Source organism: Glycomyces sp. NPDC050141, assembly GCF_055586545.1.
In genome coordinates this window covers 25,684-52,250 of the sequence record NZ_JBVJHZ010000041.1, presented here as the reverse complement: position 1 = coordinate 52,250, position 26,567 = coordinate 25,684, and the positions used below count along the sequence as shown (strand labels likewise).

Genomic DNA, 26,567 nt, shown 5'->3' with positions numbered 1-26,567 from the left:
TTTTCCTTAAGTGCCCCCCCCCCCCCCCCCTCCTCTCCCCCCCCCCCCCCCCCCCCCCCCCCCCCCCCCCCCCCCCCCCCCCCCCCCCCCCCCCCCCCCCCCCCCCCCCCCCCCCCCCCCACCGGCGTTTCACCGTCGATCTTCACGCCTGAAAGCATGTAAAATACATGCATGGTGAACATTCAGGTGAGAGATGTCCCCGAGGACCTGCGGGACACACTGGCCGCAGCGGCAAAGGCGCGAGGCCAGTCGATGCAGGCCTATCTGATGACGCTGTTCGAGGAGGCGGGTCGCAGGACGCGGAGCATCGCGATGCTGAAACGGCTCGACTCGATGGGCGGCGGCTACACCGGCACGGAATCAGACGCCGTAAGCGAAATCGCCGAGCAGCGAGCAGAGCGCGACCGGCGGAACCTGGGCGAGGCATGATCGTTATCGACTCATCGCTTCTCGTGGAGGCGTTGACAAGCGATGACGGACGAGCGCATCGCGCCCGGTTGCTGCTCACCGAAGACCAGGGATGGCACGCCCCCGATCACATCGCGGTCGAGACGACATCGGCGATTCGCGGGAGGCTTCTCGGTCGGAAGCTGACCGTGGAGCGGGCCGAATTCGCGTTGGCCACTCTTCGTGAAATGCCGATCGTGCGCGCGCCATGGTCGCAGGTCGCGGACCGGGCGTGGGAACTGCGGGACAACATGACGCCGTACGACGCCGCTTTCATCGCATTGGCGGAACAGCTCGACTGCCCGGTGGTGACAACCGACCGGAAGCTCGTGGACTGTCCGGTACGTCGCTGCGATGTCCGCGTGATCGAGTGAGGTGAGCGATGGCTGAGCACGAAGACGGGGATCGGTGGGTGCGCCCGGAGGTCGTCCCGCCCGACCAGGAGTGGTTCTGGACCCCGGAGTGGATTGCTGGCGAGCGTGAGGCCGATGCTCAGATCGCGGCGGGGCAGACCAGGACCTTCTACAGCGACGAGGAGTTCCTGGCGTACCTCGGGGGATTCGAAACGACCGAGGAAGCGCCTGAGCAACCCGGCCCCTAGGATGGGCGGGTGGTTGAGGTGCGGGGGGTTTTCGGGGTTCGGCATCCGGATGATCCGGAGCCGGTGGAGTCGACGAAGGTGGTGGCGGCGCGGCTGCTCGCGGGCATCGGTGTCGCCTTGTCGCTCTTCGTTGGCGGGGCTGTTCCTGCAGTCATCGCGCTGATGCTCGCGCGGCAGGCGGAGGCCGATATCCGTGCGTCGGAAGGGTTCCTGCTCGGCGCGTCGCGGTTGCCCGGTATTCGGCGGCTCTCCTGGATCGCCATCGGGATCGCTTCTGCTGTAGTGGTCGCCGCGTTGCTCGTCTGGGTGGTCTCGCTGGCTCGGGAGGCCGGGGGAGCGAGCTATGGCGGGGGCGTCGCCGTTTCAGGCTGACGCCTGAGGGAACTGCTGGTGAACAGCGCCTCTGATGAGGCATCCCGCGCGGGCGCGTCCCGCATCGCGAGCTAATATAGGCCACGGTGTGTCTACCGCACCGAACGAGCAGGCCAGGGCCTTCCTCCACGAGCATCCGTGACACTGAACACGGATACCTTGCGGGGCGAAAACGGCTTTGACCTTGTTCGTTAGGCTAGGTAGGCTTTTCCCTTGCGCCTGGACACCGCTTTGAGCGGCATGGTGGCCCTGTCAACTCCGGCAGCTTGGTCCCCGTGAGAGCCAGGCCAGGTTGCGTGCCTGCAAGACGACGGGATCTGATCCCGTCAGCTGGCGTCATCGGCACGCATCCCTCGCACTGGGGGCTTCGTGAACACGGTCGTCATGGCCGGCCCTGATGGGTCCGTTCGCGAACGCGTCTGAACCTGCACGACGGCCGACCTCGGTCTGCCTCGCCTGCCGGTATGGGTCCGGAGAGACGCGACACGCCCGAACGCGGGGGACGGAAACCCACGTCACTGACCTGGTCCTTTAGGGGCCCGGAAAGAGTGATCTGGGGGACAGGTGGCGCCGCAAGCCAGGAATACGCAACCGTCGACTGTTGAGAGGGGTTCGCCTCAGTGCCAACCATCCAGCAGCTGGTCCGCAACGGCCGCAAGGCCAAGACCAGCAAAACCAAGACGCCCGCGCTGAAGGGCAGCCCGCAGGCCCGCGGCGTGTGCACGCGCGTGTACACCACGACGCCCAAGAAGCCGAACTCGGCTATGCGCAAGGTCGCCCGCGTGCGCCTCATGAACGGCACCGAGGTCACCGCCTACATCCCGGGTGTGGGTCACAACCTGCAGGAGCACTCCATCGTGCTGGTCCGCGGCGGTCGTGTCCGCGACCTCCCCGGTGTCCGCTACAAGATCATCCGCGGCGCGCTCGACACCCAGGGTGTCCGTGACCGCAAGCAGGCCCGCAGCCGCTACGGCGCGAAGAAGGAGAAGTAAGCATGCCGCGTAAAGGTCCCGCGCCGCGCCGGCCGCTTACCGCCGACCCGGTCTACAACTCGGTGCTCGTCACCCAGCTCATCAACAAGGTCCTCAAGGACGGCAAGCGCCGCCTCGCCGAGCGCATCGTCTACGAAGCCCTCGAGAACTGCCGCAAGAAGGCCGACTCGGACCCCGTGGTGATCCTCAAGCGTGCGCTCGACAACGTCAAGCCCACCCTCGAGGTCCGCTCCCGCCGTGTCGGTGGCGCCACCTACCAGGTGCCGGTCGACGTGCGCCCGCAGCGCGCCACGACCCTCGGCCTCCGCTGGCTGGTCGGGTACTCCCGCGACCGCCGCGAGAAGAGCATGGTCGAGCGTCTGACGAACGAGATCCTGGACGCTTCGAACGGCCTCGGCGCCGCGGTCAAGAAGCGCGAGGACACGCACAAGATGGCCGATTCCAACAAGGCATTCGCGCACTACCGCTGGTAGTCGCAGAGAGACTGAGAGATCGTGGCTAACAAAGCTAACGCGGAACTCGCCCTGCTCCGCAACATCGGCATCATGGCCCACATCGACGCCGGCAAGACGACCACCACCGAGCGCATCCTGTACTACACCGGTGTGTCGCACAAGATCGGTGAGGTCCACGACGGCGCCGCGACCATGGACTGGATGGAGCAGGAGCAGGAGCGTGGTATCACCATCACCTCCGCCGCCACCAAGTGTTCTTGGGGCGAGAACATCATCCAGATCATCGACACGCCCGGCCACGTCGACTTCACCGTCGAGGTGGAGCGTTCGCTGCGCGTGCTCGACTCCGCCATCGCCGTCTACGACGGTGTCGCGGGCGTGGAGCCGCAGACCGAGAACGTCTGGCGTCAGGCGAACAAGTACGACGTTCCTCGTATGTGCTTCGTCAACAAGCTCGACCGCACCGGCGCGAACTTCTTCCGCTGCGTCGAGATGATGCAGGACCGCCTCAACTCCAACACCGCGGTGATCCAGCTCCCGATCGGGAACGAGGCCGACTTCATCGGCGTCGTCGACCTGGTCGAGATGCACGCCAAGGTGTGGCGCGGCGAGACCGGTCTCGGCGAGGAGTACACCGTCGAGGAGATCCCCGCGGACCTGGCCGACCAGGCCGCGGAGTACCGCGAGAAGCTGCTCGAGACCCTCTCGGACGCCGACGACGAGTTCGCCGAGCGCTTCCTGGAGGGCGAGGAGATCTCGGTCGCCGATGTCAAGGCCGCGATCCGCAAGGCCACGATCGCCAACCTGATCAACCCGGTGCTCTGCGGTACCGCGTTCAAGAACAAGGGCGTCCAGCCCCTGCTCGACGCGGTCGTGGACTACCTGCCGAGCCCGCTCGACATCCCGGCCATCAAGGGGACCCTCACCGACAACGAGACCCCGGCCGAGCGTCACCCGGACGTCGACGAGCCCTTCGCGGGCCTGGCGTTCAAGATCCAGACCGACAAGCACCTCGGTCGGCTCACCTACGTCCGGATCTACTCGGGCACCGTGGAGTCGGGCACTCAGGTCATCAACTCGACCAAGAGCCGCAAAGAGCGCATCGGCAAGATCTACCAGATGCACGCCAACAAGCGCGAAGAGCGCGGGTCGGCGCAGGCGGGCGACATCATCGCGGTGCAGGGCCTGAAGGGCACCACCACCGGTGACACGCTCAGCGACTCGAACCACCAGGTGATCCTGGAGTCGATGATCTTCCCGGAGCCGGTGATCGACGTGGCCATCGAGCCGAAGTCGAAGGCCGACCAGGACAAGCTGGGCACCGCCATCCAGCGCCTCGCCGAAGAGGACCCGACCTTCCGGGTCCAGACCGACGAGGAGACCGGCCAGACCGTGCTCTCGGGCATGGGCGAGCTGCACCTCGACATCATGGTCGACCGCATCAAGCGGGAGTTCGGCGTCGAGGCGAACATCGGCAAGCCCCAGGTCGCCTACCGCGAGACCATCACCCAGCGGGTGGAGAAGGTCGAGTACCTGCACAAGAAGCAGACCGGTGGTTCCGGTCAGTTCGCGCGCGTGCTCGTCAACCTCGAACCGCTGGAGATGAAGTCGAACGAGGACGAGATCTTCCAGTTCGACGACAAGATCACCGGTGGCCGCATCCCGCGCGAGTACATCCCGTCGGTCAAGGCCGGCGCGGAGTCCGCGATGCCGGACGGCGTGCTGGCGGGCTACCCGCTGGTCGGCGTCAAGATGGAACTGATCGACGGTCAGTACCACGAGGTCGACTCTTCGGAGATGGCCTTCAAGATCGCGGGTCGTATGGCGCTGAAGGAGGCCGCGAAGCGGGCTCGTCCGGTGATCCTCGAACCCGTCATGGCCGTCGAGGTCATCTGCCCTGAGGACAACATGGGCGATGTCATCGGCGACATCAACTCCCGTCGCGGCATGATCCAGGAGATGGGCGAGCGGGGCAACGACCGCACGGTCACCGCCCGCGTGCCGCTCTCGGAGATGTTCGGCTACGTCGGCGACCTCCGGTCGAAGACTGCCGGGCGTGCGAACTACTCGATGCAGTTCGACACCTACGCCGAAGTCCCGGCGAACGTCGCCAAGGAGATCATCGCCAAGGCGACAGGCGAGTAAGCGGACTGGGCGCCCAAGCCTGGGCGCCCGCCCGCTGACCACCTGTTGCCAGCAGCGGTGTTGCTATTCCAAAGCGACGCAATGGGTCCTAGATAAGTCAAACCAGATTTACCCAGTCCACAGGAGGACGAAGTGGCAAAGGAAAAGTTCGAGCGCACTAAGCCGCACGTGAACATCGGCACGCTCGGTCACGTCGACCACGGCAAGACCACGCTCACCGCGGCGATCACCAAGGTCCTGCACGACAAGTTCCCGGACCTGAACCCGTACACGCCGTTCGACGAGATCGACAACGCTCCCGAGGAGCGCCAGCGCGGTATCACGATCTCGATCTCGCACGTCGAGTACCAGACCGAGGCCCGTCACTACGCGCACGTCGACTGCCCCGGGCACGCCGACTACATCAAGAACATGATCACCGGTGCTGCCCAGATGGACGGCGCGATCCTGGTCGTGTCCGCCGCTGACGGCCCCATGCCGCAGACCCGCGAGCACGTCCTGCTCGCCCGCCAGGTCGGCGTTCCTTACGTCGTCGTGGCGCTCAACAAGTCCGACATGGTCGACGACGAGGAAATCCTCGAGCTCGTCGAGATGGAGGTCCGCGAGCTGCTGTCCGACCAGGGCTTCCCGGGCGACGACGCTCCCGTGGTCCAGGTCTCCGCGCTCGGCGCCCTCGAGGGCGAAGAGAAGTGGGTCAACGCCGTCGCCGACCTGATGCAGGCCGTCGACGACTCGGTCCCGGAGCCGGAGCGCGCGACCGACCTGCCGTTCCTCATGCCGATCGAGGACGTCTTCACCATCACGGGCCGCGGCACCGTGGTCACCGGTCGTGTGGAGCGCGGTGTGCTCCTCCCCAACGAGGAAGTCGAGATCGTCGGCATCCGCGAGGGCGCGATCAAGACCAAGGTCACCGCCATCGAGATGTTCCGCAAGACCCTCGACGACGCGCGCGCCGGTGAGAACGTGGGCCTCCTGCTCCGCGGCACCAAGCGCGAAGAGGTCGAGCGCGGCATGGTCGCCGTCAAGCCTGGCACGACCACCCCGCACACCGACTTCGAGGCTGCGGTCTACATCCTGTCCAAGGACGAGGGCGGCCGCCACACGCCGTTCTTCAACAACTACCGTCCGCAGTTCTACTTCCGGACCACCGACGTGACCGGCGTCGTGACCCTCCCCGAGGGCACCGAGATGGTCATGCCGGGTGACAACACCGACATGAAGGTGGAGCTCATCCAGCCCATCGCCATGGACGAGGGTCTGCTCTTCGCGATCCGCGAGGGTGGCCGCACGGTCGGCTCCGGCCGCGTCACCAAGGTCCTCAAGTAAGACCTAGTGCCGGGGTGGCTCGCTGAGAGCCACCCCGGTTTACTTGCGTCTCATTCTGGGCGCGCGGTGACCGGCGATACCCTCCGGTCCGGCGCCTGAGACGCGGACACCACGCATACGCGTAACCTGTCCCACTGTTGCCCGACCCCAGCTTGCTGGGTGAACGGGGGAGCAGGCATAATATTCAGGTTGCGTACGCTCCGGCGTTCCCAGTGCTGTGCACTGCGATGGACACCGGTGCTCACGCCCGGCCCGCGGGCCCGAGTAGGCACTCGTAGGTGCTGAGAGGGACCGTTTCACGACGGGCAGGCGGGCGAGCCAAAGAGACCAGCGAGAGGCACTGCTGTGCCCAAGCCAGTCTCGCACTCGCGACACGCCCGACCGCGTGGAGCGGTCTGAACAGCCAATTTACGTTAGGTAAGGACACATGGCGGGACAGAAGATCCGCATCAGGCTGAAGGCCTACGACCACGAGGTCGTGGACTCCTCGGCCCGCAAGATCGTGGAGACGGTCACCCGTACCGGTGCTGCCATCTCCGGGCCGGTGCCGCTGCCGACTGAGATCAACCGCTTCTGCGTGATCCGGTCGCCGCACAAGTACAAGGACTCGCGCGAGCACTTCGAGATGCGCACGCACAAGCGCCTCATCGACATTCTCGACCCGACCCCCAAGACGGTCGACTCGTTGATGCGCCTTGACCTCCCGGCCGGCGTCGACATCGAGATCAAGCTGTAGGGGACCAATGGACAGGCAGATCAAGGGAATCCTGGGCACCAAGCTCGGCATGACCCAGGTTTGGGACGAGAACGGCCGCGCCGTTCCGGTCACTGTGGTGCAGGCCGGCCCGAACGTGGTCACCCAGGTTCGCAAGCCCGACATCGACGGCTACTCGGCCGTGCAGCTGGGCTTCGGCGACATCAAACTCAAGAACGTGACGAAGCCGCTCCAGGGCCACTTCGAGAAGGCCGGTGTCGCTCCGCGTCGCCACCTCGTCGAACTGCGCACCTCGGACGCCGCCGACTACGAGCTCGGCCAGACCATCGAGGCCACGGCCTTCGAGGCCGGCCAGATCGTGGACGTCACCGGCACGACCAAGGGCAAGGGCTTCGCGGGCGTCATGAAGCGCCACGGCTTCGGCGGTCTCCCCGCCAGCCACGGTGCGCACAAGGTGCACCGCGCGCCCGGTTCGATCGGTGGCTGCGCCACCCCGGGCCGCGTCTTCAAGGGCATGCGCATGGCCGGCCGGATGGGCCACGCCCGTCACACCACGCAGAACCTGCGCATCCAGGCGGTCGACGCCGAGCGCGGTCTGCTGCTCATCGTGGGCGCCATCCCCGGGCCGAAGAACGGCCTGGTGCTCGTCCGCACGGCAGTCAAGCAGGTGGCATAACCATGAGCCTCGAAATCAACGTCAAGAACGCCTCTGGCAAGGAGACGGGTAAGACCATCGAGCTCCCCGCGTCGATCTTCGACGTCGAGCCGAACATCCCGCTCATGCACCAGGTCGTCACGGCGCAGCTGGCCGCCGCCCGCACGGGCTCGGCCAAGACCAAGACCCGCGGTGAAGTCCGCGGCGGCGGCAAGAAGCCGTACCGCCAGAAGGGCACCGGCCGCGCCCGTCAGGGCTCGATCCGCGCGCCGCAGTTCGCCGGCGGCGGCGTCGTCCACGGCCCGCAGCCGCGTTCGTACGCCGAGCGCACGCCCAAGAAGATGAAGGCCGCCGCTCTCGCGGGTGCCCTCACCGACCGGGTGCGCGGCGAGAACGTGCACGTCATCGACGCCTTCATCGAGGGCGACGCGCCCAAGACGAAGACCGTCCAGGCTGCGCTCGCGGCGATCACCGAGGCCTCCAAGGTCCTCGTGGTCCTCACGCGCGACGAGCAGACCGCGGCCCTGAGCCTGCGGAACCTGCCCGAGGTGCACCTGCTCGACTGGGGCCAGGTCAACACCTACGACGTGCTCAACAACGTCGACATCGTGTTCAGCGAGGCCGCCATCGAGGCGTTCATCGCTGACCGCACTGAGCAGGAGGTCGCGGCGTGAGCGAAGTGACCGTCGCCGACCCGCGCGACATCATCATCAAGCCGGTCATCTCGGAGAAGACCTACACCCTGCTGGGTGAGGGCAAGTACACCTTCGAGGTCGACCCGCGCGCCAACAAGAGCCACATCAAGATCGCCGTCAAGCAGATCTTCAACGTGGACGTCAAGAGCGTCAACACCCTGAACCGCTCGGGCAAGCGCAAGCGCACCCGTACCGGCTGGGGTCAGCGCAAGAGTGTCAAGCACGCGATCATCACCGTGGAAGGCGACCCCGGTCGCCTGGGTGAGATCTTCGGCGGACAGATCTCGTAGGAGCAAGAAGCAATGGCTATTCGCAAGTACAAGCCGACGACCCCGGGTCGTCGCGGTTCGAGCGTCTCCGACTTCGCCGAGATCACCCGCTCGACCCCCGAGAAGTCGCTGCTGCGCCCGATCTCCAAGACCGGCGGCCGCAACAACTCGGGCAAGATCTCGACCCGTCACCGCGGTGGCGGCCACAAGCGCCGTTACCGCGTGATCGACTTCCGTCGCCACGACAAGGACGGCGTGCCGGCGAAGGTCGCTCACATCGAGTACGACCCGAACCGCACCGCCAACATCGCGCTGCTGCACTACGCGGACGGCGAGAAGCGCTACATCCTGGCCCCCAAGGGCATCAAGCAGGGTGACGTGATCGAGAACGGCCCGGAGGCCGACATCAAGCCCGGCAACTCGCTGGAGCTGCGTCACATCCCGGTCGGTACCACGATCCACGCGGTGGAGCTCAAGCCGGGCGGCGGCGCCGCCCTCGGTCGCTCCGCCGGCGCCTCGATCCAGCTGCTCGCCCGTGAAGGCAAGTACGCGCACCTGCGCATGCCTTCCGGTGAGATCCGCCTGGTCCAGGTCACCTGCCGCGGCACCGTCGGTGAAGTCGGCAACGCCGAGCAGGGCAACATCAACTGGGGCAAGGCCGGCCGCATGCGCTGGAAGGGCTGGCGCCCGACCGTCCGCGGTGTCGTCATGAACCCCGTCGACCACCCGCACGGTGGTGGCGAGGGCCGGACGTCCGGTGGTCGTCACCCGGTGAACCCGCAGGGCAAGCCCGAGGGCCGCACCCGCAAGCGGAACCACCCGAACGACCGGCTCATCGTCCGTCGTCGCAACGTCAACCGGAAGCGGGGGAAGTAGTCCATGGCTCGCAGCCTCAAGAAGGGCCCGTTCATCGACGACCACCTGCAGAAGAAGGTGGACGTCGCGATCGAGACCAAGAGCAAGAACGTCATCAAGACCTGGTCGCGCCGCTCGACGATCACCCCGGACTTCATCGGGCTGACCTTCGGCGTGCACGACGGTCGCAAGCACGTTCCGGTCTACGTCACGGAGAACATGGTCGGGCACAAGCTCGGCGAGTTCGCTCCCACCCGCACGTTCCGCGGGCACGAGAAGGACGACCGGAAGAGCCGTCGCCGCTAGGCCACGGGCTTTGAGAAACGAACGAAGGATTAGAACGATGGCAACAGTGGAGCAGGAGGCTCCGAAGGCGCGCGCGGTGGCGCGGTACGTCCGCGTAGCACCTCGCAAGGCGCGCCGCGTCGTCGACCTCGTGCGTGGCCTGCCTGTGGACGAGGCCTTGACGACCCTGGAGTTCGCGCCTTTCAGCGCGGCCGAAGTGGTCTACAAGGTCATCGCGTCGGCTCAGGCGAACGCCGAGAACAACCTCGGTCTCGACCCGGAATCGCTTCTGGTGTCCGAGATCAAGGTCGACGAGGGCCCGACCATGCGCCGGTACCGTCCGCGCGCCCACGGTCGCGCCTACCGGATCAACAAGCGCACCAGCCACATCACCGTGGTGGTCGAGTCGGTCCAGGCCAAGCAGTCCGCTTCTCCCTCGGTTCGCCGGCCCAAGGCCGCCGCGAAGCCGGTCGAGGCCGACGTGCAGTCCAACGAAAACGCTGAGAAGGAGGAGAACGCCTAATGGGGCAGAAGATCCACCCGCACGGGTACCGCCTCGGCATCAGCGCCGACTGGACCTCGCGTTGGTACGCCGACAAGGAGTACGCCGACTACGTCGGTGAGGACGTCAAGATCCGCCAGCTCATGACCAAGGGTCTCGAGCGCGCCGGCATCAGCAAGGTCGACATCGAGCGCACCCGCGAGCGGGTCCGCGTCGACATCCACACCGCCCGCCCGGGCATCGTCATCGGCCGTAAAGGCGCCGAGGCCGATCGTCTGCGCGGCAACCTGGAGAAGCTGACCGGCAAGCAGGTCCAGCTGAACATCATCGAGGTCAAGAACCCCGACATCGACGCTCAGCTCGTCGCCCAGGGTGTGGCCGAGCAGCTGTCCAGCCGTGTCAACTTCCGTCGCGCGATGCGCAAGGCCATTCAGTCGGCCATGCGCAACCCGACCGTGAAGGGCATCAAGGTGCAGTGCTCGGGCCGCCTCGGCGGCGCCGAGATGAGCCGTTCGGAGCAGTACCGCGAGGGCCAGGTCCCGCTGCACACGCTGCGCGCGAACATCGACTACGGCCTGTTCGAGGCCGCCACGACCTTCGGCCGTATCGGCGTGAAGGTGTGGATCTACAAGGGTGAGGCCACGCTCAAGGAGCAGGCCGAGCAGGTGCAGCGTCGCCGGGACTCCGGTCCCGACCGCGGCGGCCGTGGTGGCCGTGGCGGAGCCGGCGCCGCCCGTGGCGGACGCGGCCGTGGTGGCCGTGGCGCCGCTCAGCCTGCCGAGGCCGCTGCCGCCGCGCCCGCCGAGTCTGAGAAGCAGGAGGGCTAAGCGACATGCTCATGCCACGGAAACCGCCGCGCGGTTACCGGAAGCCTCACGCTCCGAAGCGCAAGGGCAAGGCCACTCGCGGCACGAAGGTCTCCTTCGGCGAGTACGGCATCCAGGCGCTGGAGCACAGCTACGTGACCAACCGCCAGATCGAGTCCGCGCGTATCGCGATGACCCGCCACATCAAGCGTGGCGGCAAGGTCTGGATCACGATCTTCCCGGACCGTGCGATCACGAAGAAGCCCGCCGAGACCCGTCAGGGTTCCGGTAAGGGTTCGCCCGAATTCTGGGTGGCCAACGTCAAGCCCGGCCGCGTCATGTTCGAGCTTTCGTATCCCACCGAGGAGATCGCCCACGAGGCGCTGCAGCGTGCGATCCACAAGCTGCCGATGAAGTGCCGCATCGTCTCTCGCGAAGGGGCAGGTGAGTAGTCATGGCTACTGGTATCGACACCGGTGAGCTGCGCGAGCTCAACGACAAGGAACTCCAGGCGAAGCTCGTGGAGAAGAAGGAAGAGCTGTTCAACCTGCGGGTCCGTAACGCTACGGGCCAGCTGGAGAACAACCACGAGCTCGGTCTGGTCCGCAAGGAGATCGCGCGGATCTACACCGTCATGAACGAGCGCCGGCTGGGTCTCAGCTCCGCGCCCGAGGAGGTTGAGAAGTGAGCGAGGAAACTCAGACTCGCGGCCGACGCAAGGTGCTCGAGGGCATGGTCGTCGGCGACAAGATGGACAAGACCGCTGTCGTCGAGGTCGAGGACCGCAAGAAGCACCCGCTTTACGGCAAGGTCATCCGGTCCAACAAGAAGTACAAGGCTCACGACGAGAACAACGAGGCCGGGATCGGCGACCGCGTCTCCATCATGGAGACCCGTCCGCTGTCCAAGTCCAAGCGTTGGCGCATCGTCGAGATCCTCGAGAAGGCGAAGTAGGGGGATCGGGACGTGATTCAGCAAGAGTCGCGGCTCAAGGTCGCCGACAACACCGGTGCGCGGGAGATCCTGTGCATCCGTGTCCTCGGCGGCTCCGGCCGACGCTACGCCGGTATCGGCGACACGATCGTGGCCACCGTCAAGGACGCCACTCCGGGTGCCGGAGTGAAGAAGGGTGACGTCGTCAAGGCCGTCATCGTTCGCACGGTCAAGGAGACGCGCCGTCCCGACGGCACGTACATCAAGTTCGACGAGAACGCCGCCGTCCTCGTCAAGGACGGCGAACCGCGAGGGACCCGTATCTTCGGGCCGGTCGCCCGCGAACTGCGCGACAAGCAGTTCATGAAGATCATCTCCCTCGCACCGGAGGTGCTGTAAGAGATGAAGATCAAGAAGGGCGACCGAGTCCGCGTCATCGCAGGCAAGGACAAGGGTGCCGAGGGACTGGTGCTGGAGGCGTACCCCGAGCGCGAGCGCGTGCTCGTCGAGGGCGTCAACCGCATCACCAAGCACACCAAGGCCGGGCAGACCGCGCGCGGTTCGAGGACCGGTGGCATCGTGGTGCAGGAAGCCGCGATCCACATCTCGAACGTGCAGGTCCTCGACGCCGACAACCAGCCCACCCGCGTGGGCTACCGGTTCGGCGAGGACGGCCGCAAGGTCCGCGTTTCGAAGCGGACGGGTAAGGACCTGTAATGACTGACGTTGCAGAGAAGATCCAGCCGCGTCTGAAGGCGACCTACCGGTCCGACATCAGGCCCGCGCTGCAGGACCAGTTCAAGTACGTCAACATCCACCAGATCCCCGGTCTGACGAAGATCGTGGTCAACATGGGTGTCGGCGAGGCCGCTCGCGACTCCAAGCTCATCAACGGCGCGCTCGAGGACCTGACGACCATCACCGGTCAGAAGCCCCTCGTCCGCCGGGCGAAGAAGTCGATCGCGCAGTTCAAGCTGCGTGAGGGCCAGGCGATCGGCGCGAAGGTCACCCTCCGCGGCGACCGCATGTGGGAGTTCCTCGACCGCCTCCTGGCGATCGCGCTGCCGCGCATCCGCGACTTCCGCGGTCTCTCGGACCAGCAGTTCGACGGCAACGGGAACTACACCTTCGGTCTCACCGAGCAGAGCGTGTTCCCCGAGATCGACCAGGACAAGATCGACCGGGTTCGCGGTATGGACATCACGCTGGTGACCACCGCGAAGACCGACGACGAAGGCCGGGCGTTCCTGAAGCTGCTCGGCTTCCCGTTCAAGGAGAACGACTAATGGCGAAGAAAGCCCTCATCGCGAAGGCCAAGCGGAAGCCGAAGTTCGCCGTGCGCGCCTACACCCGCTGCCAGAAGTGCGGCCGGCCGAAGGCCGTCTACCGCAAGTTCGGCCTGTGCCGCGTCTGCGTGCGCGACATGGCCCACGCGGGTGAACTCCCGGGCGTCCACAAGGCTTCCTGGTAACTCCAGGCCTATTGCCCGGCTCCGCCGGCCAAAAAATACTGTCGATCGCCACAGGCCCTGCCGCGGCTGCGAAGCAGACGCAGCGGGGAACCGGGGTGAGAAAGGTAAACAACGCTAATGACAATGACCGACCCGATCGCAGACATGCTGACCCGTCTGCGGAACGCCAACCAGGCGTACCACGACCAGCTCAAGATGCCGCACTCCAAGATGAAGGCCTCCATCGCGGAGGTCCTCAAGCAGGAGGGCTACATCGCCGAGTGGACCGTCGTGGACCCTGAAGAGGGCAAAGTCGGCAAGACCTTGGTCATCGACCTGAAGTTCGGCGAGCGCCGCGAGCGGTCCCTTGCGGGCCTGCGCCGCGTCTCCAAGCCGGGCCTGCGGGTCTACGCCAAGTCCACTGAGCTGCCGCGCGTCCTCGGCGGCCTGGGTGTGGCCATCGTGTCCACGTCCCAGGGCCTGCTGACGGACCGTCAGGCTCGCAAGCGCGGCGTGGGCGGCGAAGTCATCGCCTACGTCTGGTAGCAGGAGGGTATAAGCATGTCCCGCATTGGGAAGCAGCCGATTCTGGTGCCCTCCGGCGTCGACGTCAAGATCGACGGTGCGACGGTGACCGTGAAGGGCCCCAAGGGCCAGCTCAGCATCGAGCTGCCCGAGCCGATCGCCATCGAGAAGAACGAGGACGGGTCGCTCGAAGTCACCCGCCCCAACGACGAGCGCAAGTCGCGGGCCCTGCACGGCCTCGCGCGCAGCCTCGTCAACAACCTGGTCGTCGGCGTCTCGGAGGGCTACAAGAAGTCCCTCGAGATCAACGGCACCGGTTACCGGGCCGTCGCCAAGGGCAAGGGCGTGGAGATGAGCCTCGGCTTCTCCCACACCATCCAGGTCGACGCCCCGGAGGGGATCTCGTTCACGGTCGAGAAGCCGACCCTGCTGCACGTCGAGGGCATCGACAAGCAGCTCGTCGGCCAGGTCGCGTCGAACATCCGTCGTCTGCGTCCGCCGGAGCCCTACAAGGGCAAGGGCGTCAAGTACGTCGACGAGCGCATCCGCCGCAAGGCCGGGAAGGCAGGTAAGTAATGGCGAGCAAACTCGAAAACCGCCGCCCGTCCGGCTCGGTCTCCGAGCGTCGCCGGATCGGCAAGAACCGGCGTCACTTCCGTGGTCGCAAGAAGATCACCGGCACGGCCGCTCAGCCGCGCCTGGCGGTCTTCCGCTCCTCGAAGCACATCGTGGCCCAGGTCATCGACGACGTGACGGGCCGTACGCTGGCCGCCGCGTCGACGGTGGAGCCTGGTCTGCGCGCCTTCGAGGGCGACAAGACCGCGAAGGCGACCGAGGTCGGCAAGCTCGTCGCCGAGCGTGCCAAGGCCGCCGGTGTCGAAGCGGTCGTGTTCGACCGCGGTGGCGTCAAGTACCACGGCCGCGTTGCGGCCCTGGCCGACGCCGCCCGCGAGAACGGCCTCAAGTTCTAAGTTCTTAGAACGGCTTTGAAAGCCGGGGAGGAGCATCCGCTCCTTCCCGGCTTTTTGTTGTATGCGGGTGTGATTCGGGCGGGTCCGGGCGCGGGTCGCGCTTGCGGGTGTGGCGGGGCTGCGCCAGGATGGGCGGGTGCGTTCGCCGAAACTCTCCCGCAAGACCGTGCTCGTGTCGAGTGTCGCCGGGGCCTTCGCGGTCATAGGCGGCGGCGCCGTGATCGCCGAGGCGTCGCGGCGCGGTGAGGACGAGGAGCCGGACGAGCCCGTGGCGGTGACGCCGGACTGGGTCGAGGAGCAGTTGGCGGCGATGTCCTTGGAAGACAAGGTCGGCCAGCTCTTCATGGTGTACGTGCACGGCGAGACGGCCGATACCGACCAGGCCGACGCGGTCGACTCGAACCGCGAGCGGCTCGGGGCGGACAACGGCGCAGCGTTCGTGGCCGAGTTCAAGCCCGGCGGGATCATCTACTTCGACTGGGCCAACGGCCTCCACGATCCTGACCAGGTCGTGGCGCTGTCGAACGGCCTCCAGGACGCTGCGGTCGTGCCGCTGTTCATCGCGACCGACCAGGAGTACGGCCCGGTGGTGCGGATCGGCGCGCCCGCGACGCAGTTCCCCGGGGCGATGCCGCTGGGCGCGACCCGGGACGTCGAGGCCGCGAACCAGGCGGCCGAGGCGGCGGGCACCGAGCTGCGCGCCATGGGCCTGAACCTCAACTTCGCGCCGGACGCCGACGTGAACGTGGACCCTCAGAACCCCGTGATCGGGGTGCGGTCCTTCAGTTCCGACCCGGCGCTCGTCGCCGAGTTCACGACCGCGCAGACCGGCGGCTACCAGGCCGGGGGAGTCGCGGTGTCCGCCAAGCACTTCCCGGGCCACGGCGACACGGGCACGGACAGCCACCTGGGCCTGCCGGTCATCACGCACACCGCCGAGGAGTGGGAGCGGATCGACGCCCCGCCGTTCACGGCCGCGATCGCGGCCGGGACCGACATGGTCATGTCGGGGCACCTGCAGTTCCCGGCGCTCGACGACTCGCTGAAGCCCGCCACGCTGTCGGCGCCGATCCTCACGGGCCTGCTGCGCGAGCGGCTCGGCTTCGAGGGCGTCATCGTCACCGATTCCCTTGAGATGGAAGGGGTCCGCTCCGAGTACGGGGACGAGCGGGTGCCGGTGATGGCGCTGCAGGCCGGGGTGGACATGCTGCTCATGCCGCCTGATTTCCCGCTCGCGTACGAGTCGGTGCTCGCCGCCGTCGCTTCAGGTGAGCTGACCGAGGAGCGCATCGACGCTTCCGTGCGGCGCCTGCTGGCGCTCAAGTTCGCGCGGGGCATCGTCGACGACTCAGGGACCGATCCCGCTGGGACCGGCGTGGTCGGCTCGGCCGAGCACCAGGCGGTCGCTACTGACATCGCCGACCGCTCGATCACGCTGCTCGCCAACGACGGGACGCTGCCGTTCAAGACCGGCAAGGTCCTTGTCACCGGTTGGGGCGAGAACACCACCGCCCGCCTGACCGAAGCCCTCAACACCGAAGGCTTGCAAGCGGAAACGCTCGTCACCGGCGAAGAGCCCGACACGGACCAGATCAAGGCCGCCGTGGAGGCCGCGAAGGGCCGGGGGCTCGTCGTCGTCTCGACCTTCAACGTGGAAGCCGGTGGCGCGCAGGCGAAGCTGGTCGCCGAGCTCGTGAAGACCGGCGTCCCGGTCGTGACCGCCGCCGTCGGCACGCCCTACGACGCGGCCCGGCACAGCGCGGTGAACGCGAGCCTGGCCTCCTATTCGTACACGGCCGTTTCCCTTGCGTCCCTGGCGAAGGTCGTCACCGGAGCGCTCAACCCGACCGGAACGCTCCCGGTCGACGTGCCCGGTGCGGACGGCACGACCGTGTTCGCGTTCGGGCACGGCCTGAACTACACGTAGTCGTTCATGCTCGCGTAGTAGAAAGTTATTTTCACACGCTTGACTCTCTGTGGAGCTTATCTTCATACTGGGTTCCGGGTGCAAAACCGTGCACTCCTCCCAATCCACTGATCTCCTCACAAGCAGGGAGTAAAAGTGACCCTCTTCCCCACCCTCAGAAAACCCTCTCGGAGCGGCCTCCGGGCCGCCGTCGTGCTCTTCGCGGCCGCCGTCCTGACCGCCGCCGGACTCGCCGTCGCGAGCCCGGCGCAGGCGCAGACGCGCACCGCCGGGATCGACGTCTCGAACTACCAGGGCGCGATCAACTGGACCTCGGTGCGCAACTCCGGCGTCCAGTGGGCCTACATCAAGGCCACCGAGGGCACCACCTACAAGGACCCGCGGTTCAACACGAACTACCCGGCGGCGCACGCGGCCGGCGTCATCCGCGGCGCGTACCACTTCGCCCGCCCGAACTCCTCCAGCGGCACCGCGCAGGCGGACTACTTCGCCAGCAACGGCGGCGCGTGGTCGGCGGACAACCTGACGCTGCCCGGCGCGGTCGACCTGGAGGCCCCGCCCTCGGGCGCGGCCTGCTACGGCCTGACCACCACCCAGATGCGCACGTGGATCACCGACTTCTACAACCGGTACAAGACGCGCACCGGCCGGGACGTGGTCATCTATACGACCGCTTCGTGGTGGAACTCGTGCACCGGCTCGTGGACGGGCATGGCCTCGAAGAGTCCGCTGTGGATCGCCCACTGGGGCGCCACGACCCCGACGCTCCCGGCGGGCTGGAGCTCGACGACCTGGACGTTCTGGCAGTACACCGCGACCGGCTCGGTCTCGGGCATCTCCGGCAACGTCGACCGCGACCACTTCAACGGCGCGAGGGACCGCCTGCTGGCCCTCGCCAACAACACGTAATCCCGCACCCACACCGGACGGCGGGGGCCTGGTGGGCCCCCGCCGTCCGGCGTGTTCAGGCGCGTTGGCGGCCTGATACCGCTGCCGCTGTAGCGGCGAGGGCTTTCGCGGTCCGCTTGCGCTGCTTGGCGGCGACACCTACGAAGAGGCAGTCGACGACCATGAGCTGGGCGATCCGGCTGACTGTCGCGCCCGAGCGGAACGTGGTCTCGCGGGCGGCGGTGGTGAGGACGAGGTTGGCGGCCTTGGCGAGGGGCGAGCGCGCGTGGTTGGTGATGGCGATCGTGACCGCCTCCCTGTCGCGGGCCGATTCGAGGAACTCGACGGTCTCGGTCGTGGCCCCGGAGTGGGAGATCGCGACGGCGACGTCCTTGGGGCCCGCGAGCGCGGTGGCGACGAGCGCGGCGTGCACGTCGGGCCAGGAGAACGCGGTCGCACCGATGCGGTGGAGCTTCTTGACGAGGTCGGCGGCGACGATCCCGGAGGCCTCGACGCCGAAGACGTCGATGCGCCCGGCGGCGGCGAGGGCCGCTACGGCCGCTTCGCAAGCGGCCGTGTCGAGGGCGTTGGCGGTGTCGGTGATCGCGCCGACGTCGGCGTACGAGACGGTGGCGATGATGCGGGACATGTCGGCGCCCGTGGGGATGTCGCCGCCCGCGATCTCGCGGTCCGGGCCGTCGCCGGTGCCGATGACGGCCTGTGCGGCGCGCATGCGAAGCTCACGGTGCCCGGCGAGGCCGAGGGAGCGGCAGAACCGCACCACGGTGGCCTCGGAGGTCCCGGCGGCGCGGGCGAGTTCGGTGATCGTCCGGGTCGAGGCGGCCTCGGGCTCGCGGATGATCTCTTGGGCGACCTTGGTCTCCGCCTTCGAGAGCGAAGGCAGGACGGACTTGATGAGCACCAGGAGGTTGGGCGTGTCGGTGCGGCTGGCAGGCATGACGACACCGTACACCTGCGGAGGGCCGGGCATGGTGCGGCGCGATTCTTCATTCCTAACCGGTGGGATGAAAATTCATTTCATTGCGCTAGGCTCGCAACTGTGAGTGAGACGACCGAGCGCCTGGAGGCGCGCACCCAGCTGGCCGCGTTGGCAACCGAGCAGGCCGATCCCCGGTACGCCGGGATCGAGGCGCTCTCGACACTCGACTTGGCGCGCACCATGAACGAGGCCGACGCGAGCGTGCCCGCCGCCGTCGCCGCGGTGCTCCCCGAGGTGGCCGCCGCGATCGACGCCGTGGCCGAGCGGCTCGCGAAGGGCGGGCGGCTGCGGTACGTGGGGGCCGGGACGGCCGGGCGGATGGCGGTCATGGACGCGGCCGAGTGCCCGCCGACGTTCTCGACCGACCCCGAGCTGGTGAAGGCGGTCATCGCGGGCGGTAAAGCGGCCGAAGGCGGTGCGGTGGAAGGCACCGAGGACGACGCGGCCGCGGGGGTCGCGGCGATGGCGGCCGAGGGCATCGGCCCGGAGGACGCGGTGGTGGGCCTGGCCGCGAGCGGGCGGACCCCGTTCGTGGTCGCGGCGGTCGAGGAGGCCCGGCGGCGCGGTGCGCTCACTGTCGGGTTGTCGTGCAACACGGGCACGCTCCTGTCGGCGGTGGCCGAGCACCGCATCGAGGTCGAGGTCGGGCCGGAGGTCGTGGCCGGTTCGACGCGGCTGAAGTCGGGCACGGCGCAGAAGTTCGTGCTGAACATGATCTCGACGATCAGCATGGTGCGCTTGGGGAAGGTCTACCGGAACTACATGGTGGACATGCGGGTCGCGAACTCGAAGCTGGCCGCGCGGGCGGTCCGCATGATCCGCGAGATCACCGGAGCCGACGCCGAGGCGGCGGAGGCGGCCCTGGCCGCCTCGGGCGAGCACGTCAAGACCGCGGTCGTCATGCTCGAACTCGGTATCGAAGCGGCAGAGGCGAAAGCCCGCCTGGAAGCGGCCGAGGGCCGCCTCTCGGGCGCGCTGAGGGACTTACCGCCAGGCGAGCTGGCGGTGGAGCCGCACTCTCGCCTCGGGGTCGGTGACGAAGACGCTGGCGGCCATCCAGGCCGCTCCGATCGCCGGGTCGGTGGCCTTGCTGATGCCCGCCTTGGGATAGACGAGCCGGAACCGCTCCTGGAGCAGCGCGGCGATCGGGGTGGGGCGGGTGAGGAGGCTGCCCGCCATGACGATCGGCAGTTCGCGGTCGACGACGTACGACACCGATTCGGCGAGGTGCCCGACGGCCCTCGCCACGATCGACTCGGCGACCGGGTCGCCGCCGTCCGCGGCCTCGCACACGAGCGCGGAGAAGCGCGAGAGGCGCACGGGCGGGTCCGCCATGCACTTGGCCACCAACGCACCCGAGCGCCGCTTGTCGGGCGCGATGGCGGCGATGATCGCCTCGACGAGCCGCCCGCCGGGGCCGTTGCCGTCGATGTGCCGCAGGGCGGCGCGCACGGCCTCGCGGCCGAGCCAGAAGCCCGATCCGGCGTCGCCGAAGAGCCAGCCGTAGCCGTCCGAGCGCATGTCCGGCGCGCGGTCGCGGATCGCGAACGCCACCGCGCCGGTGCCCGAGACGACCACGGTGCCGTCAGGTGCGGACGATCCGGCCGCGAACGCGATCACCGCGTCCGAGACGACCTGGACCTCGCAGTTGGTCGCGAAGCGCCGCTTGAGGTCCGCGGAGAGTTCGCGCACCTCCTCGGTGAGGGAGAGCGCTCCGGCCGTGCCGACGCAGACCGAGCCGACCTCGGCCGGGTCGATGCCGCCGAGGGCCCGCTGGAACGCGAGGGCCATGTTGGACAGCGCGATCTCCCGGTCGCCGCCGACCGGGTTGGCCGGTCCGGAAGCGCCGGTGCCGAGCACCGCGCCGGTCTCGTCGATGAGGACGGCGCGGCTGCTGGTCCCGCCGGCGTCGAGGCCGACGGCGAGTCTTGCGTGCATGTTGGGGTCCCCGCTCCTTGCGATACCAGCAGTATCCGCCTTCGGTGCAAACCAGTAAAAATAATTCTCATGAACTTGACACGAGTGTGGCACAGGTAATAGTTTTTCTTGCATCCACCTCCCGAAGGGGATGCCAATGGAGCGAACCAGCCCAGATGCACCCAGCACCCCCGCCGCGGCCGGAGTCCTCGAACGGATCCGCCACGGCGCCAGCGAACTGTCCGAAGCCATGTCGAAAGTGGCCGACCAGGTACTGGCCGACCCCGAAGCCGCGGCGCGGGCCACGATCATGGACCTCGCCGAGATCTCCGGTACCTCCCCAGGAACCATCACACGATTCTGCCGCCATCTCGGATATGACGGTTACGCAGCCCTCAGGGTTGCAATCGCAACCGAAACGGGACGCGCCTCCGCCCGCCGCGAGACCGGCTGGGACGTCAACATCGGCCAGGAGATCGCCCCCTCCGACCCCCTCGACCGGGTGTTGAAGCAGCTCATCACCATCGACGCGGCGATGCTCCGCGACACTGTGGACACCCTCGACCTCGACGCCGTCGAACGCGTCGCCGCCCGCGTCTGCGCCGCCCGCCGCGTCGACGTCTACGGCGTCGGCACCAGCGCCACCGTCGCCCGCGAACTCCAGATGGGCTTCTACCGCACCGGCGTCGCCGCCTGGGTCTGGACCGAAGTCCACGACGCCCTCGCCAGCGCCGCCCTCCTCGGTGAGGGCGACATCGCCTTCGCCGTCTCCCTCTCCGGCTCCACGGCCGAGGTCATCGAGATGCTCTCGGAGGCCGACAGCCGCGGCGCCCTCACCGTCGCCCTCACCGGCGACGCCGACTCAGACCTCGCCGAGATCGCCGACATCTGCCTCGTCTCGGCCACCACCCGCACCGGCCACCGCGCCGACCTGCTCGCGTCCCGGCACTCCGCGCTGCTCGTCGCCGACCTCGTCCACATCGCGGTCGCGCAGCGGCGCTTCCCCGCAGCCCTCGAAGCCCTGGAGTCACGGGCCCGAGCTGTCGTCGGCCACCGGCCGACCCGAAAGCCCCGGAACGGAGCGAGCTGACCCTCCCGCCGTCCACAGCGGTCATGCCCAACCTGCTACCCCTTGAAGGAGCGACCATGAGGAACACGCCAGCCGACAAGCACCCGATGTTCAACCGCCGCAACCTGTTCGGCGCCACCGCGGCCGGGCTCGCGGCCTCCTCGCTGGCGGCGTGCGCCACCAGCGGCGGGGACGGCGACAACGAAGAGGTCACCGTGGGGGAGGACGCCGAGAACCCCTTCGGCGTCGACCCCAAGGCGCCCTTGGACGTCGTCATCTTCGACGGCGGCTTCGGCCAGGACTACGCCATCTCCCACCAGGAGATCTACAACCGCGCCTTCCCCGACGCCGACGTCGAGCACCTCGCCACGCAGGCGATCGCCGAGACCCAGCAGCCGCGCTTCGCCGAAGGCAAGCCCGCCGACGTCCTCGACAACTCAGGCGCCCAGCAGATCCCGATGGACGCCCTCGTCAGCGACGGCGAGCTCGCCGAGCTCACGCCGCTGCTCGACGCCCCGTCCTACGACGACCCCGCGGTCACCGTCCGCGACACCCTCCGCGACGGCGTGCTCGAATCGGGCACGTTCAACGGCAAGGTCTACGCCCTCAACTACGTGTTCAGCGCGTGGACGATCTGGTACGACGCCAAGCTCTTCCGCGACCAGGGCTGGACCCCGCCGACCACGTGGGACGAGATGCTCGCGCTCTGCCCGACCATCCAGGCCGCCGGGATCGCGCCGTGGACGTACGCCGGGCAGCACCCGGTCTACCTGTACGACATGTTCCTCATGCTCGCCGGGCGCCACGGCGGCGTCCAGGTCCTCAAGGACATCGACAACCTCAAGGAAGGCGCCTGGGGCCACGAGTCGGTGGCGCTGGCGGCCCAGGCGATGTACGACCTCGGCAAGGCCGGGTACCTCCTCGAGGGCAGCGCGGGCATCGACCACATCCAGTCGCAGACGGCGTTCAACAACAACGAGGCCGCGTTCCTGCCGTGCGGGTCGTGGCTTCCCAACGAGCAGAAGGCGATCGCCCCGGAGGGCTTCGAGTACGCGCCGATGGGCGTGCCGGCATTGGCGGGCAGCGCGCAGCCGGGGCTGATCAGCGCGGGCGGCGAGGAGCCGTTCGTGGTGCCGAAGAACGCGACGAACCTCGCCGGCGCCTACGAGTACCTGCGGATCATGCTCTCCCAGGAGGGCTCGCAGATCTTCGCCGACACCGTGCAGGCCGCCACGGTGGTCAAGGGCGTGGCGCTCGAGAACGAGGCCGCGAAGATGACGGACGCGCTGGTGTCCAATCCGGACGACATGTTCCAGCCGAAGTTCCGCTTCTGGTACACGAAGATGAACGAGGAGGTGCGGCCCGCGCTCGGCCAGCTCATCAACGCCGAGGCGACGCCCGAGGAGTTCATCGAGCGGATGCAGACGGTCGCGGACGAGACCGCCGCCGACGACACCATCGAGAAGTTCACCCACGAGGACTAGTCCCGGCTATTCGAGAGGAGGGCCTGGGCTGTGAAGCACGGCAGGTACCCGTTCATCCTGAGCTTCCTGGCTTTGCCGGTGGGGCTGTACGCCTGGCTGGTGATCCTGCCGTTCGCCCAGGCCTTCCAGATCTCCCTGACCGACTGGTCGGGGTCGTCGAACTCGTTCGAGTACATCGGGTTCGACAACTACGCGAACCTGTTCAAGGACGAGCGGCTCGTCCTGCCCGCGCTGCGGCACACCGGGATCATCCTGGTGGTGCTGCCCGTGGTGACGATCGCGCTGGGGCTGTTCTTCGCGTTCATGCTCAACCTCGGCGGGAAGGTCCGCCAGGGCCGCATCGAGGGCGTGCGCGGGGCCAGGTTCCACAAGGTCGTGTACTTCTTCCCGCAGGTCCTGTCGGTGGCGATCATCGGCATCCTGTGGAAGCAGGTGTACGCCCCTGAGAACTTCGGCGGGCTCATCACCGGTGCCCTTACGGCCGTTGGGCTTCCGGCCCCGGTCAACGGGTTCCTCGCCGACACGCGGCTCGTGCTCGCGTCCGTGATCGGGGTGCTCGTGTGGAGCGCGGTCGGGTTCTACCTGGTGTTCTTCTCCTCGGCGATGGCCTCGATCCCGCGCGACCTGTACGAGGCGGCGATCATCGACGGCGCCGGGCGCGCGCAGATGTTCTTCAAGATCACGCTGCCGCTGTTGTGGGACTCGGTGCAGACCGCGTGGATCTACCTCTCCATCGTGGCGCTGGACGTCTTCGTCCTCATCTACATGATGACCCCCGAGCGCGGCGGCCCGAACGCGGCGAGCGAAGTGGTCGGCGGCGTCATCTGGAAGTACGCGTTCAACCACGGCGAGCAGGCGTTCGCGTCGGCGCTCGGCGTGGTCCTGTTCTTCGCCGCCCTGTCCTTGGCGGTCGTGTCGCTGCGGTTCGGCCGCCGCGAGCGGATCGAGTTCTGAGGAGCGACATGGCAACCGACACCGAGACTTCCCAGGACGCCCCCGCGCGGACCCCGCAGCGCGCCCCGCGCCCCGAAGGCAACGTGCTCAACGTCTTCTCGCAGGGCTTCCTGTGGCTGTGGGCGCTCATGGTCATCATCCCCGTGGCCTGGATCGTCCTGTCCTCGTTCAAGACCACGCGGGAGATCGCCACCGACCCGCTCGGCCTGCCCGAGGCGCTGCACTGGGCGAACTACGTGAACGCCTGGACCAACGGCAACATCGGCGGCTACTTCCTCAACACGGTGCAGGTGCTGGTCTTCAGCGTCACCGGCACGATGCTGCTGGGCGCCATGGCCGCGTACGTGCTGGCCCGCTACGAGTTCCCCGGCAACCGCGTCATCTACTTCGGGTTCGCCGCCGGGATGATGTTCCCCGTCTTCCTGGCCCTGTTCCCGCTGTTCAAGACCCTGCAGAACGTGGCGCTGCTGAACACCTACACCGGCCTGGTGATCGTCTACATCGCCTACTCGCTGCCGTTCACGGTCTTCTTTCTGACCGCGTTCTTCCGAACGCTCCCAACGGGAGTCGCCGAGGCCGCGGTCGTGGACGGCGCCGGGCACTACCGCCTGTTCTTCCAGGTCATGCTGCCGATGGCCAAACCCGGGCTCGTCGCCATCACGATCTTCAACGTCATCGGCCAGTGGAACCAGTTCCTGCTCCCGCTGGTCCTGCTGGGCCGCAACCCCGAAGACGCCATGATCTCCCAGGGCCTCGCCAACCTCGCCCTCCGCCAGGGCTACGAAGGCGACTCCGGAGCCCTCTTCGCCGGCACGATCCTCGCCATGATCCCCATCTTCATCGCCTACGTCCTCTTCCAACGCCAGATCCAGGCAGGCCTGACAGCAGGCGCCATCAAGTAGCTAGCGCCAGGCCTCGACGAGGTCTTCGGCCGAGTACACCGCCGACCAGGGGCCGAGTTCGCTACGGGCCCGCGAGACGCCGATCAGCGGCGTCTCGGCGGTCGCCCCGGGCACGCGGGCCGCGACGGCCGCGAGAGCGGTGAAGTCCTTGCGGGCGATGGGGGCAGTCTCATGCCACTTCACCGACCCGAGGTAGCCGATGCGCTTGGCGATCGGGCTGCGGTCGGCGCCGACGAGGTCGATCTCGACGTCGTTCGAGCGGGTCCAGAAGCCGCCCGCTTCGACCGTGCTCTCCGGGTCCGCCCAGTCCGCATCGGGAGCCAAGCGCGCCAAGGACTCGCGCACCAGCGGCTCGACCGCCCGCCCCCGCCAGGCGGGCCAGCCGGTCAAGATCCGCTTAACCGCCCTGTCGCCCCTCCCGCGCTGCACCATGCCGAGCACCGGCTGCAGCAGGTGCAGCCAGAACCGCAGGTACGGATCGGTGATCCGGTAGCGGGTCTCCTTCGACGGCTTCGTCGAGAGCGGCAGCTCGGCGGCGATCGCGCCCTTCTCAGCCAGTTTGTCGAGCGACCGCGAGAGCGTCATCCGGCTGATGTCGAGGTCGGCGAGGATCGACCCGAAAGTGCGCTCGCCGGAAGCGATCGCCGAAAGTACCTGCGGCGCATGCGTGTCGGGAGGGTACTCGCCGCCGATCGCCAGTTCGCCCGAGGTGATGAACGGATCGGCCGGGTCGGCCAGCGCCTGCCCCAGGAACTGCTCCAGGTTCGCTCCGCGCGGCCACTGCACGCACAGGCGCGGCATCCCGCCGGTGACCAGGCGGGCGTCGATCGCCTGCGCGGGCGGCAGTCCGGTCATCTCCTGGACGTCGGAGACGGTCAGCGGCTCGATGAGCACCGGGTTCCCGCGCTGGTAGAACGGCCGGTCATAGGTGTTGAGCGCCTCCATGATCGACAGGTCCGACCCGACGAGCAGCAGCAGTACGGGCTTGCGGGACATGATCCGGTCCCAGACCGTCTGCAGGCTCCCCTCGAACCCCTCGACATGCCGGGTCAGATAGGGGAGTTCGTCGAGCACGACCACGCTCGGCCGGTCGGCGGGAAGCAGCTGCGCGAGCAGCCGCAGCGCGTTGTCCCAGGAGGAGGGCGCCTCCCCGAACGAGTCGGCCTCGGGCAGATCGGAGGCGAGCACCGCCTGCGTGAAGTTCCCCAGCTCCTGGACGGCCGAGAGGTTCGACGCGGTGAAGAACATCGACGGAGCGTCAAGGCCCCGCACGAACTCCTCGATGAGCCGCGACTTCCCGACCCGGCGGCGTCCGCGCACGATGAGGCACTGCCCCGGCCCCCGCTCAGCGGCGCTGTACCACTTTCCCAGCTGGGCGAGCTCGCGCTTGCGTCCGTAGAAGTCCATGAAGCCGCACCTCGAGAAGA

Annotated in this window: 35 protein-coding genes and 1 pseudogene; 33 read left to right on the top strand and 3 right to left on the bottom strand. The window is 67.8% G+C overall.

Translation table 11 applies throughout. From position 1 onward, the window contains the following. The first annotated feature begins 171 nt into the window (after nucleotides 1–171). From ACZ60M_RS21080 to ACZ60M_RS20945, 28 genes are all read left to right on the top strand, one after another. Nucleotides 172–429, top strand: a complete 258-nt coding sequence (locus ACZ60M_RS21080) for a FitA-like ribbon-helix-helix domain-containing protein (protein WP_465420515.1) — start codon at nucleotides 172–174, stop codon at nucleotides 427–429. Beyond that, entirely contained in the window at nucleotides 426–821 is a 396-nt protein-coding gene (locus tag ACZ60M_RS21075) for a type II toxin-antitoxin system VapC family toxin (protein WP_465420513.1), read from the top strand. The genes ACZ60M_RS21080 and ACZ60M_RS21075 overlap by 4 nt, the downstream gene beginning before the upstream one ends. Before the next feature lie 8 nt (nucleotides 822–829). Next, nucleotides 830–1,048 carry a hypothetical protein gene (locus ACZ60M_RS21070; protein WP_465420512.1) on the top strand — a complete coding sequence of 73 codons (219 nt, stop codon included), beginning with the start codon at nucleotides 830–832 and terminating at the stop codon, nucleotides 1,046–1,048. A gap of 9 nt (nucleotides 1,049–1,057) precedes the next feature. Continuing rightward, nucleotides 1,058–1,420: a hypothetical protein gene (locus ACZ60M_RS21065; RefSeq protein ID WP_465420510.1), complete on the top strand. Its 363-nt coding sequence runs from the start codon at nucleotides 1,058–1,060 to the stop codon at nucleotides 1,418–1,420. A gap of 620 nt (nucleotides 1,421–2,040) precedes the next feature. Beyond that, nucleotides 2,041–2,412, top strand: coding sequence for a 30S ribosomal protein S12 (gene rpsL / locus ACZ60M_RS21060; protein WP_270114993.1), 372 nt, complete (start codon nucleotides 2,041–2,043; stop codon nucleotides 2,410–2,412). Nucleotides 2,413–2,414: 2 nt separating this feature from the next. Then, nucleotides 2,415–2,885 carry a 30S ribosomal protein S7 gene (gene rpsG, locus ACZ60M_RS21055; RefSeq protein ID WP_030155149.1) on the top strand — a complete coding sequence of 157 codons (471 nt, stop codon included), beginning with the start codon at nucleotides 2,415–2,417 and terminating at the stop codon, nucleotides 2,883–2,885. A gap of 21 nt (nucleotides 2,886–2,906) precedes the next feature. After that, nucleotides 2,907–5,012: an elongation factor G gene (gene fusA / locus ACZ60M_RS21050; protein ID WP_465420508.1), complete on the top strand. Its 2,106-nt coding sequence runs from the start codon at nucleotides 2,907–2,909 to the stop codon at nucleotides 5,010–5,012. 132 nt (nucleotides 5,013–5,144) lie between these two features. Beyond that, complete coding sequence (gene tuf, locus ACZ60M_RS21045; protein WP_465420506.1) at nucleotides 5,145–6,338, top strand: elongation factor Tu; 1,194 nt, start codon at nucleotides 5,145–5,147, stop codon at nucleotides 6,336–6,338. Between the two features lie 427 nt (nucleotides 6,339–6,765). Then, complete coding sequence (gene rpsJ, locus ACZ60M_RS21040; RefSeq protein WP_026922761.1) at nucleotides 6,766–7,074, top strand: 30S ribosomal protein S10; 309 nt, start codon at nucleotides 6,766–6,768, stop codon at nucleotides 7,072–7,074. A 7-nt stretch (nucleotides 7,075–7,081) separates the two neighbouring features. Next, nucleotides 7,082–7,729 (top strand): 50S ribosomal protein L3, encoded by a 648-nt coding sequence (rplC, locus tag ACZ60M_RS21035; RefSeq protein WP_465420504.1) that lies wholly within the window; start codon nucleotides 7,082–7,084, stop codon nucleotides 7,727–7,729. 2 nt (nucleotides 7,730–7,731) lie between these two features. After that, a complete protein-coding gene (gene rplD, locus ACZ60M_RS21030; RefSeq protein WP_465420503.1) occupies nucleotides 7,732–8,382 on the top strand; it encodes a 50S ribosomal protein L4 in 651 nt (216 codons plus the stop codon). Next, nucleotides 8,379–8,693 (top strand): 50S ribosomal protein L23, encoded by a 315-nt coding sequence (gene rplW, locus ACZ60M_RS21025; RefSeq protein WP_208496278.1) that lies wholly within the window; start codon nucleotides 8,379–8,381, stop codon nucleotides 8,691–8,693. The genes rplD and rplW overlap by 4 nt, the downstream gene beginning before the upstream one ends. A 12-nt stretch (nucleotides 8,694–8,705) precedes the next feature. Next, nucleotides 8,706–9,548 carry a 50S ribosomal protein L2 gene (gene rplB, locus ACZ60M_RS21020; RefSeq protein ID WP_228094838.1) on the top strand — a complete coding sequence of 281 codons (843 nt, stop codon included), beginning with the start codon at nucleotides 8,706–8,708 and terminating at the stop codon, nucleotides 9,546–9,548. Between the two features lie 3 nt (nucleotides 9,549–9,551). Beyond that, complete coding sequence (gene rpsS, locus ACZ60M_RS21015; RefSeq protein WP_208496280.1) at nucleotides 9,552–9,833, top strand: 30S ribosomal protein S19; 282 nt, start codon at nucleotides 9,552–9,554, stop codon at nucleotides 9,831–9,833. Nucleotides 9,834–9,870: 37 nt separating this feature from the next. Next, the gene (gene rplV, locus ACZ60M_RS21010) at nucleotides 9,871–10,335 is read left to right on the top strand and encodes a 50S ribosomal protein L22 (protein WP_465420501.1); all 465 of its coding nucleotides are present in this window, start codon (nucleotides 9,871–9,873) and stop codon (nucleotides 10,333–10,335) included. Continuing rightward, nucleotides 10,335–11,141 (top strand): 30S ribosomal protein S3, encoded by an 807-nt coding sequence (gene rpsC, locus ACZ60M_RS21005; protein WP_205326517.1) that lies wholly within the window; start codon nucleotides 10,335–10,337, stop codon nucleotides 11,139–11,141. The genes rplV and rpsC overlap by 1 nt, the downstream gene beginning before the upstream one ends. A gap of 5 nt (nucleotides 11,142–11,146) precedes the next feature. Further along, nucleotides 11,147–11,572 carry a 50S ribosomal protein L16 gene (gene rplP, locus ACZ60M_RS21000; RefSeq protein ID WP_136528409.1) on the top strand — a complete coding sequence of 142 codons (426 nt, stop codon included), beginning with the start codon at nucleotides 11,147–11,149 and terminating at the stop codon, nucleotides 11,570–11,572. Between the two features lie 2 nt (nucleotides 11,573–11,574). Then, a complete protein-coding gene (gene rpmC, locus ACZ60M_RS20995) occupies nucleotides 11,575–11,808 on the top strand; it encodes a 50S ribosomal protein L29 (protein ID WP_392961443.1) in 234 nt (77 codons plus the stop codon). Continuing rightward, nucleotides 11,805–12,074: a 30S ribosomal protein S17 gene (gene rpsQ / locus ACZ60M_RS20990; RefSeq protein WP_392961440.1), complete on the top strand. Its 270-nt coding sequence runs from the start codon at nucleotides 11,805–11,807 to the stop codon at nucleotides 12,072–12,074. The genes rpmC and rpsQ overlap by 4 nt, the downstream gene beginning before the upstream one ends. 12 nt (nucleotides 12,075–12,086) lie before the next feature. Beyond that, entirely contained in the window at nucleotides 12,087–12,452 is a 366-nt protein-coding gene (rplN, locus tag ACZ60M_RS20985; RefSeq protein ID WP_387971890.1) for a 50S ribosomal protein L14, read from the top strand. Between the two features lie 3 nt (nucleotides 12,453–12,455). Continuing rightward, nucleotides 12,456–12,770 (top strand): 50S ribosomal protein L24, encoded by a 315-nt coding sequence (gene rplX / locus ACZ60M_RS20980; RefSeq protein WP_465420499.1) that lies wholly within the window; start codon nucleotides 12,456–12,458, stop codon nucleotides 12,768–12,770. Next, nucleotides 12,770–13,339 (top strand): 50S ribosomal protein L5, encoded by a 570-nt coding sequence (gene rplE, locus ACZ60M_RS20975; protein ID WP_465420497.1) that lies wholly within the window; start codon nucleotides 12,770–12,772, stop codon nucleotides 13,337–13,339. Before rplX ends, rplE begins: the two co-directional genes overlap by 1 nt. Then, on the top strand, nucleotides 13,339–13,524 hold the full coding sequence (locus ACZ60M_RS20970; RefSeq protein ID WP_030155111.1) for a type Z 30S ribosomal protein S14: 186 nt from the start codon (nucleotides 13,339–13,341) through the stop codon (nucleotides 13,522–13,524). Before rplE ends, ACZ60M_RS20970 begins: the two co-directional genes overlap by 1 nt. Before the next feature lie 117 nt (nucleotides 13,525–13,641). Next, the gene (gene rpsH / locus ACZ60M_RS20965; protein WP_465420494.1) at nucleotides 13,642–14,049 is read left to right on the top strand and encodes a 30S ribosomal protein S8; all 408 of its coding nucleotides are present in this window, start codon (nucleotides 13,642–13,644) and stop codon (nucleotides 14,047–14,049) included. Nucleotides 14,050–14,064: 15 nt separating this feature from the next. Further along, entirely contained in the window at nucleotides 14,065–14,604 is a 540-nt protein-coding gene (gene rplF / locus ACZ60M_RS20960) for a 50S ribosomal protein L6 (RefSeq protein WP_465420493.1), read from the top strand. Beyond that, the gene (gene rplR / locus ACZ60M_RS20955; RefSeq protein WP_465420491.1) at nucleotides 14,604–14,999 is read left to right on the top strand and encodes a 50S ribosomal protein L18; all 396 of its coding nucleotides are present in this window, start codon (nucleotides 14,604–14,606) and stop codon (nucleotides 14,997–14,999) included. Before rplF ends, rplR begins: the two co-directional genes overlap by 1 nt. Before the next feature lie 136 nt (nucleotides 15,000–15,135). Further along, nucleotides 15,136–16,926: a glycoside hydrolase family 3 protein gene (locus ACZ60M_RS20950; RefSeq protein WP_465420489.1), complete on the top strand. Its 1,791-nt coding sequence runs from the start codon at nucleotides 15,136–15,138 to the stop codon at nucleotides 16,924–16,926. Nucleotides 16,927–17,139: 213 nt separating this feature from the next. Next, nucleotides 17,140–17,835: a GH25 family lysozyme gene (locus tag ACZ60M_RS20945; RefSeq protein WP_465420517.1), complete on the top strand. Its 696-nt coding sequence runs from the start codon at nucleotides 17,140–17,142 to the stop codon at nucleotides 17,833–17,835. 55 nt (nucleotides 17,836–17,890) lie between these two features. Here ACZ60M_RS20945 and ACZ60M_RS20940 read toward each other — a convergent pair whose 3' ends face one another. Continuing rightward, a complete protein-coding gene (locus ACZ60M_RS20940; protein WP_465420488.1) occupies nucleotides 17,891–18,772 on the bottom strand; it encodes a MurR/RpiR family transcriptional regulator in 882 nt (293 codons plus the stop codon). A 102-nt stretch (nucleotides 18,773–18,874) separates the two neighbouring features. Between ACZ60M_RS20940 and murQ the strand changes: the two are divergent. Next, nucleotides 18,875–19,738: pseudogene (gene murQ / locus ACZ60M_RS20935) on the top strand (N-acetylmuramic acid 6-phosphate etherase); the annotation flags it as partial. Between the two features lie 60 nt (nucleotides 19,739–19,798). On the opposite strand, the gene ACZ60M_RS20930 reads toward murQ, so the two are convergent. Further along, on the bottom strand, nucleotides 19,799–20,752 hold the full coding sequence (locus tag ACZ60M_RS20930) for an N-acetylglucosamine kinase (protein ID WP_465420486.1): 954 nt from the start codon (nucleotides 20,750–20,752) through the stop codon (nucleotides 19,799–19,801). A 136-nt stretch (nucleotides 20,753–20,888) separates the two neighbouring features. Here ACZ60M_RS20930 and ACZ60M_RS20925 point away from each other — a divergent pair, with 136 nt between their 5' ends. From ACZ60M_RS20925 to ACZ60M_RS20910, 4 genes are read left to right on the top strand one after another with little or no spacing between them, the layout of a single operon-like run. Beyond that, nucleotides 20,889–21,821, top strand: a complete 933-nt coding sequence (locus tag ACZ60M_RS20925) for a MurR/RpiR family transcriptional regulator (RefSeq protein WP_465420484.1) — start codon at nucleotides 20,889–20,891, stop codon at nucleotides 21,819–21,821. Between the two features lie 56 nt (nucleotides 21,822–21,877). Continuing rightward, a complete protein-coding gene (gene ngcE / locus ACZ60M_RS20920; protein ID WP_465420482.1) occupies nucleotides 21,878–23,284 on the top strand; it encodes an N-acetylglucosamine/diacetylchitobiose ABC transporter substrate-binding protein in 1,407 nt (468 codons plus the stop codon). Nucleotides 23,285–23,314: 30 nt separating this feature from the next. Then, entirely contained in the window at nucleotides 23,315–24,238 is a 924-nt protein-coding gene (locus ACZ60M_RS20915; RefSeq protein WP_465420480.1) for a carbohydrate ABC transporter permease, read from the top strand. A gap of 8 nt (nucleotides 24,239–24,246) precedes the next feature. Further along, complete coding sequence (locus tag ACZ60M_RS20910; protein WP_465420478.1) at nucleotides 24,247–25,140, top strand: carbohydrate ABC transporter permease; 894 nt, start codon at nucleotides 24,247–24,249, stop codon at nucleotides 25,138–25,140. On the opposite strand, the gene ACZ60M_RS20905 is transcribed toward ACZ60M_RS20910, so the two are convergent. Continuing rightward, complete coding sequence (locus ACZ60M_RS20905) at nucleotides 25,141–26,547, bottom strand: ATP-binding protein (protein WP_465420476.1); 1,407 nt, start codon at nucleotides 26,545–26,547, stop codon at nucleotides 25,141–25,143. Nucleotides 26,548–26,567 lie beyond the last annotated feature (20 nt).

Coding starts and splice junctions, on each gene's coding strand:
- ACZ60M_RS21080 (WP_465420515.1), top strand. CDS start 172: ATGGTGAACATTCAGGTGAGAGATGTCCCCGAGGACCTGCGGGACACA.
- ACZ60M_RS21075 (WP_465420513.1), top strand. CDS start 426: ATGATCGTTATCGACTCATCGCTTCTCGTGGAGGCGTTGACAAGCGAT.
- ACZ60M_RS21070 (WP_465420512.1), top strand. CDS start 830: ATGGCTGAGCACGAAGACGGGGATCGGTGGGTGCGCCCGGAGGTCGTC.
- rpsG (WP_030155149.1), top strand. CDS start 2,415: ATGCCGCGTAAAGGTCCCGCGCCGCGCCGGCCGCTTACCGCCGACCCG.
- rpsJ (WP_026922761.1), top strand. CDS start 6,766: ATGGCGGGACAGAAGATCCGCATCAGGCTGAAGGCCTACGACCACGAG.
- rplC (WP_465420504.1), top strand. CDS start 7,082: ATGGACAGGCAGATCAAGGGAATCCTGGGCACCAAGCTCGGCATGACC.
- rplD (WP_465420503.1), top strand. CDS start 7,732: ATGAGCCTCGAAATCAACGTCAAGAACGCCTCTGGCAAGGAGACGGGT.
- rplB (WP_228094838.1), top strand. CDS start 8,706: ATGGCTATTCGCAAGTACAAGCCGACGACCCCGGGTCGTCGCGGTTCG.
- rpsS (WP_208496280.1), top strand. CDS start 9,552: ATGGCTCGCAGCCTCAAGAAGGGCCCGTTCATCGACGACCACCTGCAG.
- rplV (WP_465420501.1), top strand. CDS start 9,871: ATGGCAACAGTGGAGCAGGAGGCTCCGAAGGCGCGCGCGGTGGCGCGG.
- rpsC (WP_205326517.1), top strand. CDS start 10,335: ATGGGGCAGAAGATCCACCCGCACGGGTACCGCCTCGGCATCAGCGCC.
- rplP (WP_136528409.1), top strand. CDS start 11,147: ATGCTCATGCCACGGAAACCGCCGCGCGGTTACCGGAAGCCTCACGCT.
- rpmC (WP_392961443.1), top strand. CDS start 11,575: ATGGCTACTGGTATCGACACCGGTGAGCTGCGCGAGCTCAACGACAAG.
- rplX (WP_465420499.1), top strand. CDS start 12,456: ATGAAGATCAAGAAGGGCGACCGAGTCCGCGTCATCGCAGGCAAGGAC.
- rplE (WP_465420497.1), top strand. CDS start 12,770: ATGACTGACGTTGCAGAGAAGATCCAGCCGCGTCTGAAGGCGACCTAC.
- ACZ60M_RS20970 (WP_030155111.1), top strand. CDS start 13,339: ATGGCGAAGAAAGCCCTCATCGCGAAGGCCAAGCGGAAGCCGAAGTTC.
- rpsH (WP_465420494.1), top strand. CDS start 13,642: ATGACAATGACCGACCCGATCGCAGACATGCTGACCCGTCTGCGGAAC.
- rplF (WP_465420493.1), top strand. CDS start 14,065: ATGTCCCGCATTGGGAAGCAGCCGATTCTGGTGCCCTCCGGCGTCGAC.
- rplR (WP_465420491.1), top strand. CDS start 14,604: ATGGCGAGCAAACTCGAAAACCGCCGCCCGTCCGGCTCGGTCTCCGAG.
- ACZ60M_RS20940 (WP_465420488.1), bottom strand. CDS start 18,772: ATGCCTGCCAGCCGCACCGACACGCCCAACCTCCTGGTGCTCATCAAG.
- ACZ60M_RS20930 (WP_465420486.1), bottom strand. CDS start 20,752: ATGCACGCAAGACTCGCCGTCGGCCTCGACGCCGGCGGGACCAGCAGC.
- ACZ60M_RS20925 (WP_465420484.1), top strand. CDS start 20,889: ATGGAGCGAACCAGCCCAGATGCACCCAGCACCCCCGCCGCGGCCGGA.
- ngcE (WP_465420482.1), top strand. CDS start 21,878: ATGAGGAACACGCCAGCCGACAAGCACCCGATGTTCAACCGCCGCAAC.
- ACZ60M_RS20910 (WP_465420478.1), top strand. CDS start 24,247: ATGGCAACCGACACCGAGACTTCCCAGGACGCCCCCGCGCGGACCCCG.
- ACZ60M_RS20905 (WP_465420476.1), bottom strand. CDS start 26,547: ATGGACTTCTACGGACGCAAGCGCGAGCTCGCCCAGCTGGGAAAGTGG.